This is a genomic window from Otoolea muris, assembly GCF_943193115.1.
GTDB classification, from domain to species: Bacteria; Bacillota; Clostridia; order Lachnospirales; family Lachnospiraceae; genus Otoolea; species Otoolea muris.
Genome location: NZ_CALPCY010000024.1, coordinates 42,543 through 59,506, shown reverse-complemented (window position 1 = coordinate 59,506; position 16,964 = coordinate 42,543). Strand labels below are relative to the sequence as shown.

The following is a 16,964-nucleotide window of genomic DNA, read 5'->3' as shown; positions in this document are numbered from 1 at the left end:
ATGATCTCTGGCATAAGGAAAGCCCATGTCCGGCTCCCTGCCGTATCCATGGGCTTCCTTCTTTTTATTCTTTTTGTCGGCTGACTGTCCGTACACGGTGCGGTCACAGACTGCCTGTTTTTCGGATCTCTGCTGCCGCATAACGGATCAATTCCTCCGGCGTGGGGATCTCTCCCCTGCATGGCACCCGTCTCTGGTATGCTGCCGTTACGCCGCCGTCCTTTGGCGGGTTCACCCATGCTTCAGTTATGGCTTTCTGCATTTCTTCCCGGACTTCTTCCACGGTGACGCCATGTTCCCTTGCGATCTGCTCCAGTATCTTCTTCATCTTCATCCCTTACTCTCCTCATGATTTGTTAGCGTGATTATATGCTCTATTTGTTCATATCAACATCATAACGCATAAAAAGCGCAAAATCTGTCGAACCTTGTTGTTTATAAAAATTTTATGATTTATCAGTTCATAAATCAATGCATTTCACGTCTGTTAAATCATTTTAAGGAAGCCCTGCGCTATCTATACTTTATATGTACCAGTGGTTCATGTGGTACGAACATGTTATAAGGAGAGATCAGCCATGGAACAACCATTCAATATACTGCTCATGGGAGAACGGCTCCGTTCCTGCCGGGTCGCCAGGAAGATGACCATGAAGGAATTTGCGGAACAGTGCGGCATTTCAGAACGGTATCTTGCAGATATCGAGAGGGGCGTGAAAGCGCCGAAGCTGGAAACCTTTGTGGGGATCGTCAATGCAGCCGGCGTTTCCCCGGAGTATCTGCTCCAGGACAGCTTAAAAACGGTAGACACAGGAAATCTTGTGCGGGACGCCTTAAACACACTGCCCGATGAACAGCAGGAACTTTTTAAGGACTTTATCCTGCGTCTGGTAAAGAGCATGGGATAGATCGTTATCCTTTGCCCCAGCGTTCCCGGTTCATTTTTTCCAGCACTTCTTTTTGTGCCGCTGACAGGACGCGGGGCGGCACGATCCTCAGCCACTTCTTCGGCAGTTCAAAAGTCAGGCCGCCGCAGCCGTTATCTTCGATGTGTCGCACCTGCTCCGGGTGGGAACTGCACAATCCGGTCAGCTGCCGGATCAGGGCGGCATTGTGGGTGTAGACGCTTGCCGTCCGGTCTGCTTCGTTAAAGAGAAAGATACTCTCTTTTTCATAGTTTGTCAGTTTCATTCCCCCTACCTTTCCAGCCCCCGTTTTACAGGATCCATGGCAGGCGCTTCCTGAAAAGAGCGGGCGGCTTCTTTCTGATCCTGCCGCAGCCTATCAAGGAGGGACGGGCGGCTCTCCCGTAAATATTCCCGCTGGTCATCTGCCCTTGCGTGGAGGTCTTTCACTGCCGCATCCGGGTCGCAGAAATAATGCCCCCAGAAAAAATTTTCTTCCCCCCGTTCTTCATCATTTTTCATATTGCGTGCCCAGGTTGCATAAGGCTGCGGCGCATTCTGGTTCTCCGCAAGGACGTACTCCATATGGCCGACGGTTTCGCTTTCCAGTATGGTATAACCCTGGTTGACGCGGGGCGGCTCATTGTTGGGGATCTCGTCGATCATATTTGCGTTCTGTTCCGTGGAAAGTTCCGCCGCCCGCAGGTAGTTGGCATTTTCTGCGGAAGGGGTAAGGGCATATTCCTGTTCCTGCTCCCTGGTCAGGGGCCTTGGGTACTCCACATATCCGAAAGCCTTGACGCTGCCGTTCTCCACCAGGATCGGCGTGATCTCTTTGATCTGCACCAGCTTCATATCCTCCATATGGGGGCAGGTGCCTTTTTGCAGGGCTTCGTTGGTGATGTAATAGCGGTATCTGTCCGGCTGCTGCTGGGCAAATTCTTCCAGTTTCTGTTTCGGTTCCAGATCGGTCGCCTCCTTCTTTTATTTTTTATGGTCAAATTCCAGCTTAAAGTTTACATATTTTTCGCCGGTATCCTCCATGACGATCGTTGCGTCATAGAAGATCCCCTTTTTTTCTGAGTAAAGACCGGTCATTTTCACTTTTCCTTTCTTTAAAAGGGCGGCGGCAGTCTTTTTCGTGAGTTCCTTCCGTTTGCTCTTAAAATATGGGTTCTCTTTCCACAGGGCAAAGCCGCAGGGAGGGGACGCTTTGTAGCCGGAACAGTAAAAACTCTTTTTCCCCTCATAGACCGGTCTGCCGCAGCGGGGACAGATGCCGACAGCTTCTTTCCCGGAAACGGAGAGGGCACTGCCGGTATCAACGGCTACATCCTTATAAGATCCCACTAACTCACAGACCATGCGGGTGATCCCCTCCATGAAATCTTCCGGTGTCCGTCTGCCCTGTTCCACCTCTTTTAAGGCAGCTTCCCATTCAGCGGTCAGCTTTGCGCTCTTTACCGCTTCCGGCAGCACGCCGATCAGTTCCATGCCCCTTTGGGTAGGCACGAGCAGTTTCTTTTTCCGCTCCACGAACCCGCCCTTAACCAGCTTTTCAATGACACCCGCACGGGTGGCCGGTGTCCCAAGCCCTTTGCGCTCCACATCCTCAATTTGGGCAAATTCTTCCGCGCCGGCCTTCTCCATGGCGGAGAGCAGGGAATCCTCGGTATACCGTTTGGGAGGGCTTGTCGCACCTTCGCGGAGTATCGCATCCGCTGCGGTAAGGATCTGTCCTTTGGACAGTTCCGGCAGCGGCAGGGCTTCGGCCTTATCCTCCGCCTTTCTCCCGGACGTTTCCAGATACGGCTGTTCCACCGCCCGCCAGCCCCTGGACAGTTCCGTGTGCCCTTTTGCCGTGAAAATTTCCCCTTCACATAAAAGGGTCACTTCCGTATCCGCAAAAGTATGTCTCTCCGGGCAGACCGCACATAAGAGCCGTATGGAGATCAGGGAAAGGATATTTTTCTCCCCGGTAGGAAGAGACGCAAGGTCTGCCCTGGCCGCTTCCTTTGTGGGGAGTATGGCGTGGTGGTCGCTGACTTTGGAATTGTCGGTCACAAGAGCCGCGTCCACAGCGCCGGAGAAACCAGAGACAAAGGGGAACGCGTCGGCGATCTCCCGGCACAGCCCAGGCAATGTCCCCGCCATGTCCTCCGTCAGATACCGGGAATCCGTGCGTGGGTAGGTCGCCATTTTTTTCTCATATAAAAGCTGGATATAGTCCAGCGTCTGCTGCGCGGTATAACCATAGTGCCGGTTGGCCTCCCTTTGCAGGGTGGTAAGGTCGTACAGCTTCGGCGGCTTCTCCGATCTTTCCTGACAGTCTATGGAGTGTACCGCCGCCGTTTTCCCCAGGCAGGCTTTCCGCAGCTTCTCCGCATCCGTCCGACTGGCAAAACGGCGGCTGGACACATGGACAGTGCCGCAGTCCAGTTCCACGGTATAAAATTTTTCTTTCTTAAATCCAGTGATCGCCTGTTCCCGTTCCGTCAGGAGTGCAAGGGTGGGTGTCATGACGCGGCCTACATTCAGGGTCTTTCCGCGATAAAGAGTGGTAAAGAGCCTTGTACCATTGATCCCCACCAGCCAGTCCGCTTTGGCGCGGCACAGGGCAGCCGCATAGAGCGGGTCGTAAGTTTCCCCAGGGCGCAGGTGTTCCATGCCCTCCCGGATCGCACTGTCCTCCATAGACGAGATCCAGAGCCGCTGAAAAGGTTTCCTGCACCCTGCCTGGTGGTAGACCAGCCGGAAGATCAGTTCCCCTTCGCGCCCTGCGTCGGTAGCTTCCACCAGTTCCGTGACATCCGGACGTTCCATCAGACCCTTTAAGACTTCAAACTGTTTTCTGGTGGAAGGGGATACCGAAAAGAGCCAGGGATCGGGCAGGATCGGCAGATCTTCACGCGCCCACCTGGAATATCGCGGGTCGTAGCGGTCAGCGGCGGCAGGTTCCACCAGATGCCCGACGCACCAGCTGACCAGGAAGCCGTCACCTTCCAGGAAGCCGTCCCTGCGCCCGGATATTCCGATGCTTTTAGCGATAACCTGTGCGACGCTTGGTTTTTCCGTTATGATAAGGGTATAAGTTGGCAAGATACATCCCTCCTGTCTGATAGGACCGGCACAGGAGATACCCCTGTGCCGGCAGTCTGTTTATTTATTTCCTGTGTTTCATTCCATTAAGGGAGATGCCGCACACCGCAGCGCCCAGGAAGCAGAGCGCGGACAGCCCCAGGGGGAGAAGGGGCAGCGTCTCCCCGGTCTTTGGTATGATGTCCTGGGGATCGGTATGCTCCATGTCCCGTTCACTGGTGATCTCCACCTCGGTCGTCATGCCTGCCGTGACAGAAAAGCGGATCCGGGCGGTCTCCCCGAAAAAACCTGCTGGTGATCTTCTTTCCCGGAGGTAATAATCACCTTCTGCCAGAGTGAGCGTTCCCTTCCCGTTTTTCACCGTCACTTCCCCCGCCTTTTTTCCATCGCTCTTATAGACGGTCAGAACCTGCCCGGACAGTTTTTCCCCTGTTCCGGCGGCAGAATTGACGACCCGCAGGGTTCCGGTCTCTTTGTCTGCTGTATCCCGGCTCTCCCTGCCGTCTGTCCGGGCAGACGATGCAGAACCGGCAGAGGACGATGTGTCCGAGATCGGAACGGACGAAAGGGCGGAGAACAGGCTGTCAAACGGAGAGGTCTGTGCGCCGGTCTCTTTCCCGCTGGTTTCTTTCTTTTCTTCTTTTTCTTCCTCTTTTACGTTTTTAACGGCCTTTTCCGTCGTTTTCCCGGACTGCACACGGAATCCGATCTTTTCTTCGTCCAGACGGTATCCTTCCGGGGCTTCCAGTTCCAGGAGGTAATAACTGCCCGGTTCCAGTTCGATCTCCGCCACGCCTTTCCGGTCGGTAGTAACTTCCCCCATGCAGTTATCGGTGTTTTCATCATAAATGCCGAAGATAGCGCCCTTTAAGCGTTTCCCGCTTTCCGGATCCCGTTTTGTGATACGCAGTGCGCCGGGGATTTCGACCTCTTCTGTTTTCTTTTCCCTGCGGTTTGTGACTGTCAATTCCTTTATGGTGCCTGCCTGCAGGGAGATCCGGATCGGATCAGCAGAAAGGGCGTACCCTTCGGGGGCGGAGGTCTCTTTTATGATATAGCCGCCAATGGGAAGTTCCACGTCTGCCATGCCGTCCTTTCCGGTCATGAGTTCCCCTGCTTTCCTGCCGCTTCCTTCTTCATAGACGGAGAACACGGCTCCGGACAGAAATGTGTCTTTTTTCTCCGCGTCGGTCTTTATGATCTTTAATGTCCCGGTTTCCGTTTTTAGATCCGGCAGGGGGCTGTTGGAGACGGTAAGGGTTTTGGTCTCCCCGCCTGCCACGGCAAATGCGTATGTTTCTCCTGACAGCTGGTAGCCTTCCGGGGCGCACTGTTCCAGCAGGTAATATTCCCCCGGAGTGAGGGCTGTCTGTGCCGTGCCGTCGCTTCCTGTCAGCAGTTCCCCGGCTTCGGTGCCGTCTACCGCATGGTACACTTTGAACGACGCTCCGGGCAGTGATCCGCCGGTCGTTTCATCCGTTTTTGTCACATGAAGCCAGCCTGTTTCCGGTGTGGTCTCCTCCAGGGCTGTCTCTGCTGCACGGTTTTCTGTTTCCGGTGTCCCCGCTCCTCCTGTATCATTTGCAGACACGCTCTCTGATGTTTCGGCGGCGGGCAGTTCCTCCGCCGCCCACACAGCCATGGGCGCTGCCATGAGGACAACAAGACACAGGGACATAAAAAATGGGATGATCTTCTTGGTCATAAATTTCCTCCTTTCATTCTTCCACGCGCAGCGCACGGACGATCAGCCGGTGCGTTGCGACTTTGGCTGGGGTACAGGTATAAAGGGTTAATTGCGCCCCGCCGCCTAAAGGCAGGGCAAACACTGCCGGGTCGTCCGGCTCTACGGTCAGGATCTCGCTTACAGAAAACGGTATGGTCTCGCCGTCAGATGTGGTAAAGACGATTGGATCCCCGGCCTCCAGTTCCTCCAGGCGGTTGAAATGTTGCCCGAACGTATAGCTGCGGTGGCCCGCGATCACGGCGTTCCCTTCACTCCCGATCCGGTCGGTCTGTCTTACCCATCCTTCGGAGACTTTCAGCTGTTCCTCTGACACGCCTGCCGTGACCGGGAGCGTCGCATCTATTTTGGGGATCGAGAGGATCCCGATCTCCGTGCCTTCTTGCGGTTTTTGGATCCTTCGGCATACAGCTTCTGTTTCTGATCCCGGGGGCGGGTTTTCTGCGGTTTTGGTTTCTGCTTCCTGGGAAGCCTCCGAAGCTGCCATAAGTGCAGGAGGTTCTATGACTGGCTCATCGGACATGGGTGCCTCCTTTTCCTGGGCTTCCCCTGCTTCCTTTTGGATCCGCGTGAGCATTGCCTCCTGTTTGCACATCTCCCTGTGCCGCACCCACAAAGGAGACAACGCCAGCAGGGTTCCGGCAAGAGCCGCAGACAGAAGTGCGGCGGTTAAAAGTGCTTTTTTATGTATTTGTTTCAAACTTCCTCCTTTTCTTGCTGGTGCCGGACAGCAGGGCCTTCATACAGAACCCGACACAGGGGCGGTCGCGTCCATAGGGACAGCCCCGGCACTTGCCGGGCAGGGAAGGCGCAGGCTCTTTTTCCCTTTCCTGCCTGGCTGACGGCTTCTGTGCCATCATGTACTCATACGGGGAATCGGTAAACTGCGCCATGCGTTATCCCTCCTGTTCCTGCCCGTCACCCATGTCGTCCCCGTCCGGATAATCGTCATAAAATACTGCATCCGGATCCGGCTGTTCCGCATTCAGTTCTTCCAGATCCGTTTGTTCCTGCATCTGGGTATCTTCATTGACTTCCGGCTCGTCCTCGTCCAGCAGGTCATCCAGATCCTCCGCATCGTCCAGGTCGTGCTTAGGCTTATAGACTTTCAGATAATATCCGGCTCCGCCGGCTGCCAGAGCAGCGAGCAGGATAAAGAGAAAAGTTCCACCCCCGCCTTTTTTCGGTTTTTCCGGCTCGGTTTCTTTTTCTTCCGTTTCTTTTGGCTCCCCTGTGCAGGCTTTTCGGTCGTTGCTGCACACCGGGCAGGCCATATCCACCTCCCCGGCCTCACATTGTCTGGTGCAGGAGCAGACTTCGGCCACCGGCACGGCGCTTTCTCCTCCGGCTGTCCCTTCCTTGCTCTTTTCCGCCAGTTCCAGCAGATCATTTTCCGTGACCGCGTTTAAGAAATACACGTTTTCGGATTCCCTCTGGCGGTCGATCACCAGGTAAAAGATGTTTTCCTCCGGCGTGACAAAGGTATAAAATTCCTTTCCTTCTTCCTCGGTGGCATGGTCAAGGACAGAAGCCTGCCCGTCCGGGGTGAACGGCCTCTGCTCCGGTTCCGGCTCGGGCGCCTGGTAGCGGGGATTTTTTACTTCCACGGTCTCTGACTGGTTCCCGGCAAAGTCGATCCCATAGACTTCCACGGTTTCCTGCCCGTCCGGTGCAAAATCCTCGAAATCCAGATCCAGTGCGCCGTCCACACGGTAGTTGACCCGCTTCCCGGAGATGTAGATGGCTTCCACACCGGAATCGTCATCCGTCGCCTCGATATGGAGCATACCGTCAGCGGCTTTGGCGCTGACCCTTGGCGGTGTGGTGTCGGCTCCGCCTGCCGCAAATGCCGTCGCAGGCGTTAAAAATGCGCCTATGCACAGCACAAGCGCGGATAATGCGTATCGGATATCAGTTTTCATATGGTGTTGTTTCCTCCTCTACTTTGATAGGGTTTCCCTGGGGTACTTCCTTCATGGACTGGATCAGCCCCAGGATCGTTCTCAGTTCTTCCGGTGATGCAGTAACGCCGCGCACAGCCTGGATGATCTCCATGTTCTCATGCTCCGTGATCTGGCGTTCAATGTCCTTTGCCCGCGCTTGCCACTGGGCGGCTTTCTGCCTTGCGTTTTCAAGATCCGCTCTCAGACGTTCGATCTTCATTTCCTGCTCCTTTCTGCTTCCTGCGCCAGTTCGGGTCAAACTCATCAAAATCCGGCACGGCGCGGAAGAACCATTTGTTGTTCACCCACTGCTGGAGCCGGCGTGTATCAGGCGGGGCGGTGGGTTTCTCATAGATCATCACATAAGGGTCATATCCCATGTCACGAAGGGTATAGATGCGGTACAGATCCTGTTCATGGGTGCTGCCGAAATTGGTGAGGACATAGACGCGCCGCTTCCGGCAGTCCTTCACAGATGTCAGTTCCGAAAACCGCCGGAAATACGGTGTCAGGTCATCCTCCGGATTATCCCACGCAAAATGCAGCATCTTTGTCTTTACCTGGTTCAAAGCAGCCGCCTTCTCCGGTGTCATGAGCCGTATATCAAGCCCCTGGGTGAAATCCACCATCGCCCCGCTGTCTGCAAGCTGCCCCAAGAGCCGCTCCCAGTCCGGGCAGGCTAACAGGTTCGCGTCCAGAAGTTTGATCTCTTTTTCCCCCGACCAGAACTCGGAGAGGTCTGCCACCGCCACCGCCTTTTTCCCTTCTTTTTCCCCTACGATACAGAACCCGCAGCCCCTGGGACAGCCGCGCGATAAAAAGCCGTAGGCAGTCCCGGCAAACTGCGGGTAGATCCCGTAATCCGGGCAGATATGTTCCACGGCATCGGGCAGGCGGTTAGAAAGCCCGTAACCCGTACCGCCCCTGATGATCCGGTCAGCGCGGATCGTGCCGGTAAAGTCTTTGGAATAGCTGTCCGTAAAGACGCGGCTCATGTAAACAAGGTCATACCGCCTGCGCCCGTCATGCCATTCCACGGTGTCGCCCCGTGCCTTGTGGTAAGCGGATAATTTCATCAGGCAAAGGTTCGGCCATCGGTGGCCGTCCACGTCGATCAGTCCTATTTTCAGTGTGATCCCTCCTTTCAGGGCAGTCTGCCCCCACTGTAGAATTTTGATAACCAGTAACTTGTATCAAGATTGGCGTAGGAAATGGGGTTGCCGCAGTGTATCATGCGGTTCCCGCCTACATAGATCCCCACATGGGTGACCGGAGCCGCTGTAGAACGAGTTCCGGTAAAAAAGACCAGATCCCCCGGCTGCATGTCGTTTCTGGAAACCGGAGTGCAGAGGTTATAAAGGCCCTGCGCCGTCTGCCGTCCCACACTGCCCACGCCGGAATGGTTGATCACCCACGACACATATCCGGAGCAGTCAAAGGAAGTAGCAGGCGAGGAGCCGCCCCAGACATAAGGGAATCCCAGGTATTTCTCTGCTTCCGTGAGCATGGCCGTAAAACTGCCGTCACCCATAGCCGCCCCTGGATTTTCCGGGAAGTCAGGCATACCGGCTGCACCGCCGCCCGGAAGGTATCCGTAACCACCGTTGTCCACATAATAATAGGGATTCAGATACTGTCCGTTATGGGTGACTTCCAGATGTAAATGCGCCCCGGTGCTGTTTCCTGTACTCCCCACAGCGGCGATCACATCGCCACGCCTGACCTCCTGGCCTGCCCTTACCGAGAGGGAGGAGCAGTGGGCATACTTTGACTGGTAGCCGTTCTCCCCTTCGATCACCACGCACAGGCCATAGTCCCCGGCATTTCCCGCCGATACCACACGCCCGTCCTGCGCCGCCTTGATCGGGGTTCCGGCTGCCACACCGATGTCGATGCCCCGGTGGAGATCTTTTGCGCCGGTAACAGGGTGCGTCCGATAACCATAGGGACTGGTGACATAAGAAAGCCACGCAAGATCAAAGGGATTTGCGTAGCACTGGCGGTTGCCACAGGTCTGCATATACACGCCATAGCGGTCTGTCTGGTCTCCTGGGGCAAGGCTGGACGCGATGATGCCAGAAAGCGGGCGCACGGTCAAGGTGGTCTGGAGAACATACCAGTCATATTCCTGTTCCTCGCCTTCGTCATCTATGTAGGTGCGGGTTTCTACGATCTGTGTCCGGGTAAGCCGATACTGTTGCCCGAACAGGCGGTTCAGTTCCGCCTCCACTTGTGCATAAGTGAAATCTCCATATGCCGCCGAAAGGTATCCCATCAGTTCATAAGGGTTGTGGCCGATCTCCCCGATGCTGTAACGGTATTCGTCATAGCCAGGATTGTCCGTTTCCGTACTGTTAATGTTCCTTTGCAGGTCTGTCTCCAGTTCGGTATAACGCAGTTCGCTCCGTTCAATCTCCGTATCCTCTGCCACATAGCAGGTAGATATCACCGCAGACTGTACTCCGGTGAGCATGGCGGAGCAGGATGAGAACAGGGAACCGGACAAAACTATGATAAGGACACCGATCGCAATGATCCCCAGGATAGCCTTGTGCGCCACGATCTTCTGGACCATGGCGCGGATCACCTGTCCGGTTGCGGTCAGGACATTCATGGTATGCTCCGCACCCTTGGCCGCCTCCCTTGCCGCCGCCGCATATTTACGTTTCAGTTTCTGCTTCTGGATCCATTTGGCAAAGGCTTTCTTTTGTAACTGCGGGTTATCCATAAGGAGTTTCTGGTAGGCCGCGTCCACGTTGGCTTTGGCAAGGCGTTTTTCCGCACGGCGTACCTCGCGGTAAGGCTTTTCATGAAGCCTGCGTTTATTCCAGCGCAAGATCCGTCCTCCCACACGTTCTGCCGTAAACTCCGCTTTATGTGCTGCCTCCACGCCCACGTTGTCCCGCTCGGTTTCCCGGATCTTCTGATGCAGCTTTAAGGCAGCGGCAGTGGTGGCCGTCCTGCGAAGGGCGGTTCCCGCCTGTTTGGGCAGGGAAGGCTTTTCATATTCCGGTATCACCTCCGTTTCAAACTGTAGGCGGCGTTTCACTTTCCCCGACCTGCTGTCATACTGTTTCTGCAGATGGACGCGGCGGCGGGTGGGAAGCCTGGATTGTGCTTTTTCCAGCTTTTTTCCGGCTGTCTCCACCCGGCGCTGTGCCGTTTCATATTTCTTTTGCGGGCGGGTCATTCCCTGCGCGTTGTCCGGTTCTGGCGCGCCGTTTTTTGCCGGGGTAGTAGTCTTACGTTCCTCCGGCGGAAGTTCGCTCCGGTCATATTGCAGGCGGGGCGGGCTTTCCGGCCTTTTTTCTTCAGCGGAGAATTTCGCCGCCAGTTTCTGTTTTTCCTTTGCCCGGTTCCGGGCGGGTGCCTTCTTCCTTTCCTCATGGTCAAACCGCAGCCGTCCGTTTTCCTGGGGCACGAGGGGTTTCTTCCTTTCCTCTGTCGTTTCCGATTTTGCGGCGTTAGCGGAAAACTTCCTTGCCTGCTTCTTTTTTAAGGCGGTTCGGTATTTGGGCGTTGTCTCCTTTCTTTTTTCATGGCCGAACCGCAACCGACCCGGTTCCGTGGATTCTTCGGCTATGTTCCCAGCCCCTGGCAGGCTTTCATCCGCCGGTTTTTCGGTATCCGCAGAGAATTTTACTGCAAGTTTCTTTTTGAGTGCTGCCTGGTCTTTTTCCGGTTCCCCGGCCTTTTCCCCTTTGTCAAATTGCAGCCGACCGGATCCATGGGGCGCAGGTGTCCGTTCCTTCTGTACACTGCCCGATCCGGTATCTTTGACCGGAACGGGTGTGTCCGCCTCATAAAGCCGCCTTACCGCCTCCTGCGTTTTCCTTCCAGATCCGGTTTTCTCCATAGTATCAGGCTTCCGGCTGCTTTCTGGTGTGTCTCCCTGTCTGGCAGGGGCCGTCTGGTGTTTTTTCGCCGGTTTCTGCGGTGCGCTGTTATCACTGGCGGCTCTTTCCGCCTCAGAGGAGGACTGTTCCTGGAACATGGGCGCATCTGCGGCTTCCCGCATGGAAGCGGGGGCATTGGCCGGCCCCCACACCTCCGGTGCGGTAGCATCCGAAAAACGGTCTGCGGCATCCGGCTGTATCGGAGATGTTTCCGTCTGCTGGTACAGCGGCTTATGTGCCTGGCCTTTTTCCTGCTCCTGTATGCGTCCCTGGGCGCGATGCCCGGCGGCGGTGTCCGGCTGTTTTTTCTGCCGGAAAGAAGCATCCGCCAGCCGGCTGCTGATCCGCTGTTCCGTTCCCTGGGTCAGATTCTTTTCCGTCAGGCCGTCGCGGGTCATTTTCTGGACTTTCTTATCCCGCGCCTTAAATTCCTGCCCCCTCATAAAGCTGCCTCCGGCGTCCTGCGTTCTTTATCCGGCACAGGGGCAGTGTGGGCGGCTGCCCGGTCTTTTTTCTCTTTCAGGTCTTTCAGCACGGAAGGTTTTTCTTTTATCCCCTTCGCCTTGTCCGGCGGAGGTTCCAGTTCGTCCAGATCGACTGTCCCTTTCTGTTTTTCTTTTCCGCCTGCGCCGTCTTTGGTCTCCATCTGTTCCTTCCCCGCCGTCTGCTCCAGACGTTCCACGCTGCCGATTGCGGCAAGGGTCAGGTTGTTCAGCTTACCCAGGATATTCCGCTCCGTGCGCAGGGGAGCAAGGACAGCCGCCTGGAAACGGCCTTCCGTGCCTCCGTCCACTGCCACAAGTTCTTTCCCGGCAGCGGCACGTCCTATATTTTTTAAATGCCCGCCCACACTCCGCAGTTCCTTCCCCATCGTCTCCACTTTCTCAATGGACTGTCTGATATCCGTCATGGAGCCGGACAGGTTCTCCTGCATGGCTTCCAGCGTCTTTCTTATCCCCAGCGCAGAAACCGCTTTGTCCAGTGCTTTTACGCCGTTCTGTTTCACTCCGGCGACCGCTTCCTTTGCGCCTTCTATAATGCGATCCCTTAATCCCACGATCCCCTCCTGCATGGCATGGAGCCGTTTCTCCACTGCGTCTGCCGCACGGGAAACAAAACTTTTTTCCGGGCTTTCCTGCATTTTGGCCAGCTGCTCCTTTGCCTGCGCCAGTTCATGGGTCGCTGCCTTTAACTGCTCCATCATGCTTTCCATCTGCCAGAGCATAATGGAATAGTCCTGTCCAGCATCCGGCCTGTTTTTCATCAGCAGATCTAAAAACTGCCGTACCGCTTCGTTTTCCATAAGCTGCCCGCCCTGTGTGTTGCCCTCGTTCATCATTTCAGCCTCCTTTCTGCCGATGTTTTATCAGGCTTCTGCCAGATCTTCGGGCCGGGTCGTCAGCAGCTTATATAAATGGGTCTGCTTGGGAAAATGGTCGATAAAAGGTATGATCACATTCCCATAAAACAAAAGCCCCTCACCGGCATTGGAATTGGTCACATAGGAAAGCTGGTGCGGGGAGATGTTCAGCTGTCTTGCCAGGATCTGCCGGTCGCCGGCGGCCTGGTTGAGCATGTAGATAAAATCGCTGTTCTCAAAGATGTTCTCGATCTCCCGTGAGGAAAGGAGGTCTTTTACATTCTGGGTGATCCCTGTCGGGATCCCGCCCCATTTCCGGAAACGCTTCCAGATCTCCACGGAATAGGCGGCGGTCTGTTCCTCCTTCAGTAAAAGGTGGAATTCGTCAACATAGAGCCTGGTAGACTTATGGGCTTCCCGGTTCACCGTGACGCGGCCCCAGACCTGATCCTGCACCACCAGCATCCCCAGCTTTTTCAGCTGCTTCCCCAGTTCCTTGATGTCATAGCAGACGATGCGGGACTGGATATCCACGTTCGTCCGGTGGTTAAATACGTTTAAGGAGCCGGTCACATAGATCGCCATGCAGTCCACCACATGCCGCGCCCGTTCCCCGCCGTACTTCTCGATCTCCTCATACAGATCCTGTAAGATCGGCATCTTCTCCGGCACCGGGTCGTCAAAAAAGCGGTGGTATACCCGGCGCAGGCATTGGTCGATGATACTCTTTTCATCCGGCTCCACCTTTCCCATCATCAGTTCCATCAGGGAGAGGATAAAGTCGCTCTTTAAGATCAGAGGGTCATCGTCCTCACTGTAATTTAAGTTGATGTCCATAGGATTGATGTAATGGCTGGAAGTCGGTGATACCTTGACCACCTGCCCGCCCAGGGCTGTCACCAGCGGGGAATATTCCGCTTCGGGGTCGATAATGGCGATATCGTCCGTCGTGATCAGAAAAGCGTTGGTGATCTCCCTTTTTGCGGAGAAGGATTTTCCGGCTCCGGGGGTCCCCAGTATCAGGCCGTTGGGGTTTTTCAGCTTTTTCCGGTCGCACATGATCAGATTGTTGGAAAGGGCGTTGACCCCATAATACAGCGATTCCCCTGCATGGAAGAGTTCCTGGGTGGTGAACGGCACAAAGATCGCCGTGCTGCTGGTGGTAAGCCCCCTCTGTATCTCCACCTGGTTCACGCCTAATGGGAGAGAGGACAGAAAACCCTGCTCCTGCTGATAGCTCAAACGGCGCAGGACACAGTTATATTTCTGGGCGATCCCCGCTGCCTGGAACACGTTGTTCTCCAGTTTCTGCCGTTTTACTGCCGTGTTCATCACAAGGATCGTGACAAGGAACATGCGCTCGTTGCGGCTCTGCAGATCCTCCAGCAGCGACTTGGCTTCATTTCCATACGTTGCAAGGTCAGTGGGGATGATGTCCATATCGTACCCTGCCCGTACCGCCTTTTTCTGCTCCTCAATGCGCATTTTGTCCAGGTCGGTCAGCTTGCGCTTCACCGTCTTTATGGCCGCGCTCTGGTCTATGGACTGGATATGCAGCGTGACGATCATGCTGTTCTCCAGGTCAAGGAAATCCGCCAGCATACGGTCAGTCAGTTCCGGCGCTAAGATCTGCAAAAAGGAGACGGCCCCGTAGGTCTGCCCGATCCTGAAATACTGGCCGTTCTGGAAGGTAAAGCTGTCCGGCGCGATAAAATCCTTGCTGGACAGGCCCGTTTTCCAGATCGCGTCCCAGGCAAAACGGAACTTCCTTTCCCCGGAGGGGTGGAACATCTGGTGCAGGATGGAAAGCCGTTCATATCCGTCCAGAGACCGGGCTTTCACCCCAAGCACCTTGAAATTTGCCAGGATATCGGCCTCGATCCGTTCCAGGCGGGTCTTTGCTGCCTTGATGTCGTCCGCCTCGATACCAAAGGTGATATATTTGGTCTTTGTCAGTCCGTTGTTGCCCCTGGCGAGTTGTCCCCGGAGCATACCGGCATATTCCCGCCGGATCTCGTTGAACCTGTCGTCCTGTTCCGGTATCTCAATAGATTTCCGGAATTTCTCCATATCGGCTTTCTGGTTCAGGAAGGAAAGCTGAAAACGGATCGATGCGTCAAAATAGTTGAGGAAATCGCACCAGTTCTCAAAAATGATGTTTTTGTCCTCATTCTGTGCAAGCTGGTAGTTGATGTCCAGAAATTCGATCTGTTTTGTGTAATAGTTCCCACCTGCCACACAGATACCATCCTGCCGCATCTCCTGGTAGGGAATCGTTTCCTGTGCCGTCTTTGGTATCCGTCCATCGCGCTTTGCCTTTTTAATAGAAGCGACAAGGCGTTTTTTCTCCCTGCCCGTCAGTTTCCCGTCCGGTGAGAGACGGAGTGCCCTTAGATCTGCTTTATCTTTTTTGTACTGGTTTTTTGCGGCTTGCAGGACTTTTTCCTGCTTTGCCTGCTGTTTTGTTTTCAATCTTTTCTGCCTCCTTATCAAGATCTGCCTGCCGCATGAGGGCGGCATAGCCATTGTTGGTACGGTAAGGCCGGGCCGGAGGCCGCAGGAAGGAAACATTGATAAAGTTCCTCAACGCTTTTTCCAGCGGCTGCCCGTCCTTCTCATAGATGCCAAATGCGAAAAAAGGCAGCATGAGGGCGATCATCAGCAGGGCCGCTGATTCGTTCCCGATGCTGCCGCGGCTGAAAAGGTAAGCGGGTATCCCAATAAGCCCGCCCAGGCCGAAGCATACAAGCTGCCGTTTCGTCAGGTTCAGTGCCACTTTGGTCTTAACCTTTGTCAGATCCTTTGGCACAGGTACAAACGCCATTTACCTCACCTCCCGGTCTTTGTTTTTTATCTGGGGCTTTTCCCCGGCAGACGGCGGTACGGATAGCTGCTCCCGGATCGAGCGTTTCCCTTCTTCCTTCTCCACTGCCGTTTTTTCCCTGCCCGGTTCCTGGCGGACAAGGCGGATAAACCCGTCCAGCACAGCCGGGTGGCTCTCCACGATATATTCCAGCCGGTGGTCAAACATAGAAGAACCGCCTTCCGGGATAGGGAATGTCTTTGCCCATGCCTTGTTGTCCCTGGAAAAGCGGCCATCATAGTCTTTCTTCTGGACGGTGTTTGCCAGCACCCAGTCCACCCGTTCGATCCCGTATTCTTCGATCACCGCTTTCGTGCAGCCTGCTTTCAGGTGGAAACCGTCAAAATTTTCACGGATCGTTGCCTCAACTGCGTTTTTACATGCGATGTTCAGCTTATGGGATTCCCGGAACATGGTGATCTCGTCCCTGGCCCGCGCTTCTGTTACTGATAATTGATAGAGTTTCGGATATTCCATGTTGTTTTCCTCCTGGTCATGATCTTTTCCGCCCTGTATCTGGTTGGAGCCTTTACCGTGCCCCCTTATCTGCCGTCCTTGGCATATTCGGCGCGGGGCGTGCGGCGGCTTCTTTTGCCGCATTTTGCAGTGCCCCGCGCAGGGAAGGTTTTTCTACCGTTTTCTGGTATTCCCCCAACACGGCCTTGTTGATCGCCTGACGCATTTCTGCTGTAGTTGGGCAGCATATGTCATGGTATTTACCGTCTTTTCCTTTGCTGCTGGGCATGGCGACGAATTTCCCTTTTTCGCTGTCCATAATGCGGATCCCGTTGACGGCAAAACAGCCTCCGATCGTTGCGCTGGCAAAGGCAAGGAGATTTCCCCCTTTCTCCTGGAGGGGGTATACTTTTACACTGACCTCCAGCGTGTTTTTCTGGTTTTCCATGATGTCCTCCTTTTTCTGTGTCTCCAGGGGCAGGAGGTTCCCGTCCTCATAACGGTAGCCTGCCTCCCGGATCGCGTTTTTTGTTTCGGCTGTCACGCGCCCGTTCACCAGGATATCCGTGTCTATGGCAAACAGGAGCAGGTCTTTTTCCTTAAATTCTTCTGGCAGCTTCCCATTCCATGTCCGGCGCATCTGCCCGGTTTCATCCATGCGGTAACGCGCCGGCATCCGTCTTTCCCCCATAGGCCGC

Annotated in this window: 17 protein-coding genes; 1 reads left to right on the top strand and 16 read right to left on the bottom strand. The window is 54.9% G+C overall.

The window, feature by feature from the left end:
- Positions 1–103: 103 nt before the first annotated feature.
- Complete coding sequence (locus NFS31_RS15065; RefSeq protein WP_251496619.1) at positions 104–334, bottom strand: terpene synthase/cyclase family protein; 231 nt, start codon at positions 332–334, stop codon at positions 104–106.
- A 244-nt stretch (positions 335–578) separates the two neighbouring features.
- Here NFS31_RS15065 and NFS31_RS15060 point away from each other — a divergent pair, with 244 nt between their 5' ends.
- Positions 579–908 (top strand): helix-turn-helix domain-containing protein, encoded by a 330-nt coding sequence (locus NFS31_RS15060; protein ID WP_251496616.1) that lies wholly within the window; start codon positions 579–581, stop codon positions 906–908.
- A gap of 4 nt (positions 909–912) precedes the next feature.
- Here NFS31_RS15060 and NFS31_RS15055 read toward each other — a convergent pair whose 3' ends face one another.
- From NFS31_RS15055 to NFS31_RS14985, 15 genes are all read right to left on the bottom strand, one after another.
- Positions 913–1,191 (bottom strand): hypothetical protein, encoded by a 279-nt coding sequence (locus NFS31_RS15055; RefSeq protein WP_251496614.1) that lies wholly within the window; start codon positions 1,189–1,191, stop codon positions 913–915.
- Positions 1,192–1,196: 5 nt separating this feature from the next.
- Positions 1,197–1,853 (bottom strand): defense against restriction DarA-related protein, encoded by a 657-nt coding sequence (locus NFS31_RS15050; protein WP_275563896.1) that lies wholly within the window; start codon positions 1,851–1,853, stop codon positions 1,197–1,199.
- Between the two features lie 36 nt (positions 1,854–1,889).
- Positions 1,890–4,004 (bottom strand): DNA topoisomerase 3, encoded by a 2,115-nt coding sequence (locus NFS31_RS15045; protein WP_251496610.1) that lies wholly within the window; start codon positions 4,002–4,004, stop codon positions 1,890–1,892.
- A 64-nt stretch (positions 4,005–4,068) separates the two neighbouring features.
- Positions 4,069–5,709 (bottom strand): MSCRAMM family protein, encoded by a 1,641-nt coding sequence (locus tag NFS31_RS15040; protein ID WP_251496607.1) that lies wholly within the window; start codon positions 5,707–5,709, stop codon positions 4,069–4,071.
- A 13-nt stretch (positions 5,710–5,722) separates the two neighbouring features.
- Positions 5,723–6,448 (bottom strand): class D sortase, encoded by a 726-nt coding sequence (locus tag NFS31_RS15035; protein ID WP_251496602.1) that lies wholly within the window; start codon positions 6,446–6,448, stop codon positions 5,723–5,725.
- The gene (locus NFS31_RS15030; protein ID WP_251496599.1) at positions 6,432–6,641 is read right to left on the bottom strand and encodes a hypothetical protein; all 210 of its coding nucleotides are present in this window, start codon (positions 6,639–6,641) and stop codon (positions 6,432–6,434) included. Before NFS31_RS15030 ends, NFS31_RS15035 begins: the two co-directional genes overlap by 17 nt.
- Before the next feature lie 3 nt (positions 6,642–6,644).
- Entirely contained in the window at positions 6,645–7,670 is a 1,026-nt protein-coding gene (locus tag NFS31_RS15025; RefSeq protein ID WP_251496596.1) for a DUF4366 domain-containing protein, read from the bottom strand.
- Positions 7,660–7,911 carry a DUF4315 family protein gene (locus NFS31_RS15020; RefSeq protein WP_251496594.1) on the bottom strand — a complete coding sequence of 84 codons (252 nt, stop codon included), beginning with the start codon at positions 7,909–7,911 and terminating at the stop codon, positions 7,660–7,662. The genes NFS31_RS15025 and NFS31_RS15020 overlap by 11 nt, the downstream gene beginning before the upstream one ends.
- Positions 7,880–8,800: a radical SAM protein gene (locus tag NFS31_RS15015; RefSeq protein ID WP_331482680.1), complete on the bottom strand. Its 921-nt coding sequence runs from the start codon at positions 8,798–8,800 to the stop codon at positions 7,880–7,882. Before NFS31_RS15015 ends, NFS31_RS15020 begins: the two co-directional genes overlap by 32 nt.
- A 35-nt stretch (positions 8,801–8,835) precedes the next feature.
- Positions 8,836–12,030, bottom strand: a complete 3,195-nt coding sequence (locus tag NFS31_RS15010) for a CD1108 family mobile element protein (protein WP_251496591.1) — start codon at positions 12,028–12,030, stop codon at positions 8,836–8,838.
- Positions 12,027–12,926: a DUF6674 family protein gene (locus NFS31_RS15005; RefSeq protein ID WP_251496588.1), complete on the bottom strand. Its 900-nt coding sequence runs from the start codon at positions 12,924–12,926 to the stop codon at positions 12,027–12,029. The genes NFS31_RS15010 and NFS31_RS15005 overlap by 4 nt, the downstream gene beginning before the upstream one ends.
- A 27-nt stretch (positions 12,927–12,953) precedes the next feature.
- Positions 12,954–15,308: a VirB4-like conjugal transfer ATPase, CD1110 family gene (locus NFS31_RS15000; protein ID WP_251496645.1), complete on the bottom strand. Its 2,355-nt coding sequence runs from the start codon at positions 15,306–15,308 to the stop codon at positions 12,954–12,956.
- A gap of 40 nt (positions 15,309–15,348) precedes the next feature.
- Positions 15,349–15,771 (bottom strand): PrgI family protein, encoded by a 423-nt coding sequence (locus NFS31_RS14995; protein WP_251496585.1) that lies wholly within the window; start codon positions 15,769–15,771, stop codon positions 15,349–15,351.
- Positions 15,772–16,287, bottom strand: a complete 516-nt coding sequence (locus NFS31_RS14990) for a DUF3849 domain-containing protein (RefSeq protein WP_251496582.1) — start codon at positions 16,285–16,287, stop codon at positions 15,772–15,774. It abuts the gene before it with no gap.
- A gap of 52 nt (positions 16,288–16,339) precedes the next feature.
- The gene (locus NFS31_RS14985; protein ID WP_251496580.1) at positions 16,340–16,957 is read right to left on the bottom strand and encodes a septation protein SpoVG family protein; all 618 of its coding nucleotides are present in this window, start codon (positions 16,955–16,957) and stop codon (positions 16,340–16,342) included.
- Positions 16,958–16,964 lie beyond the last annotated feature (7 nt).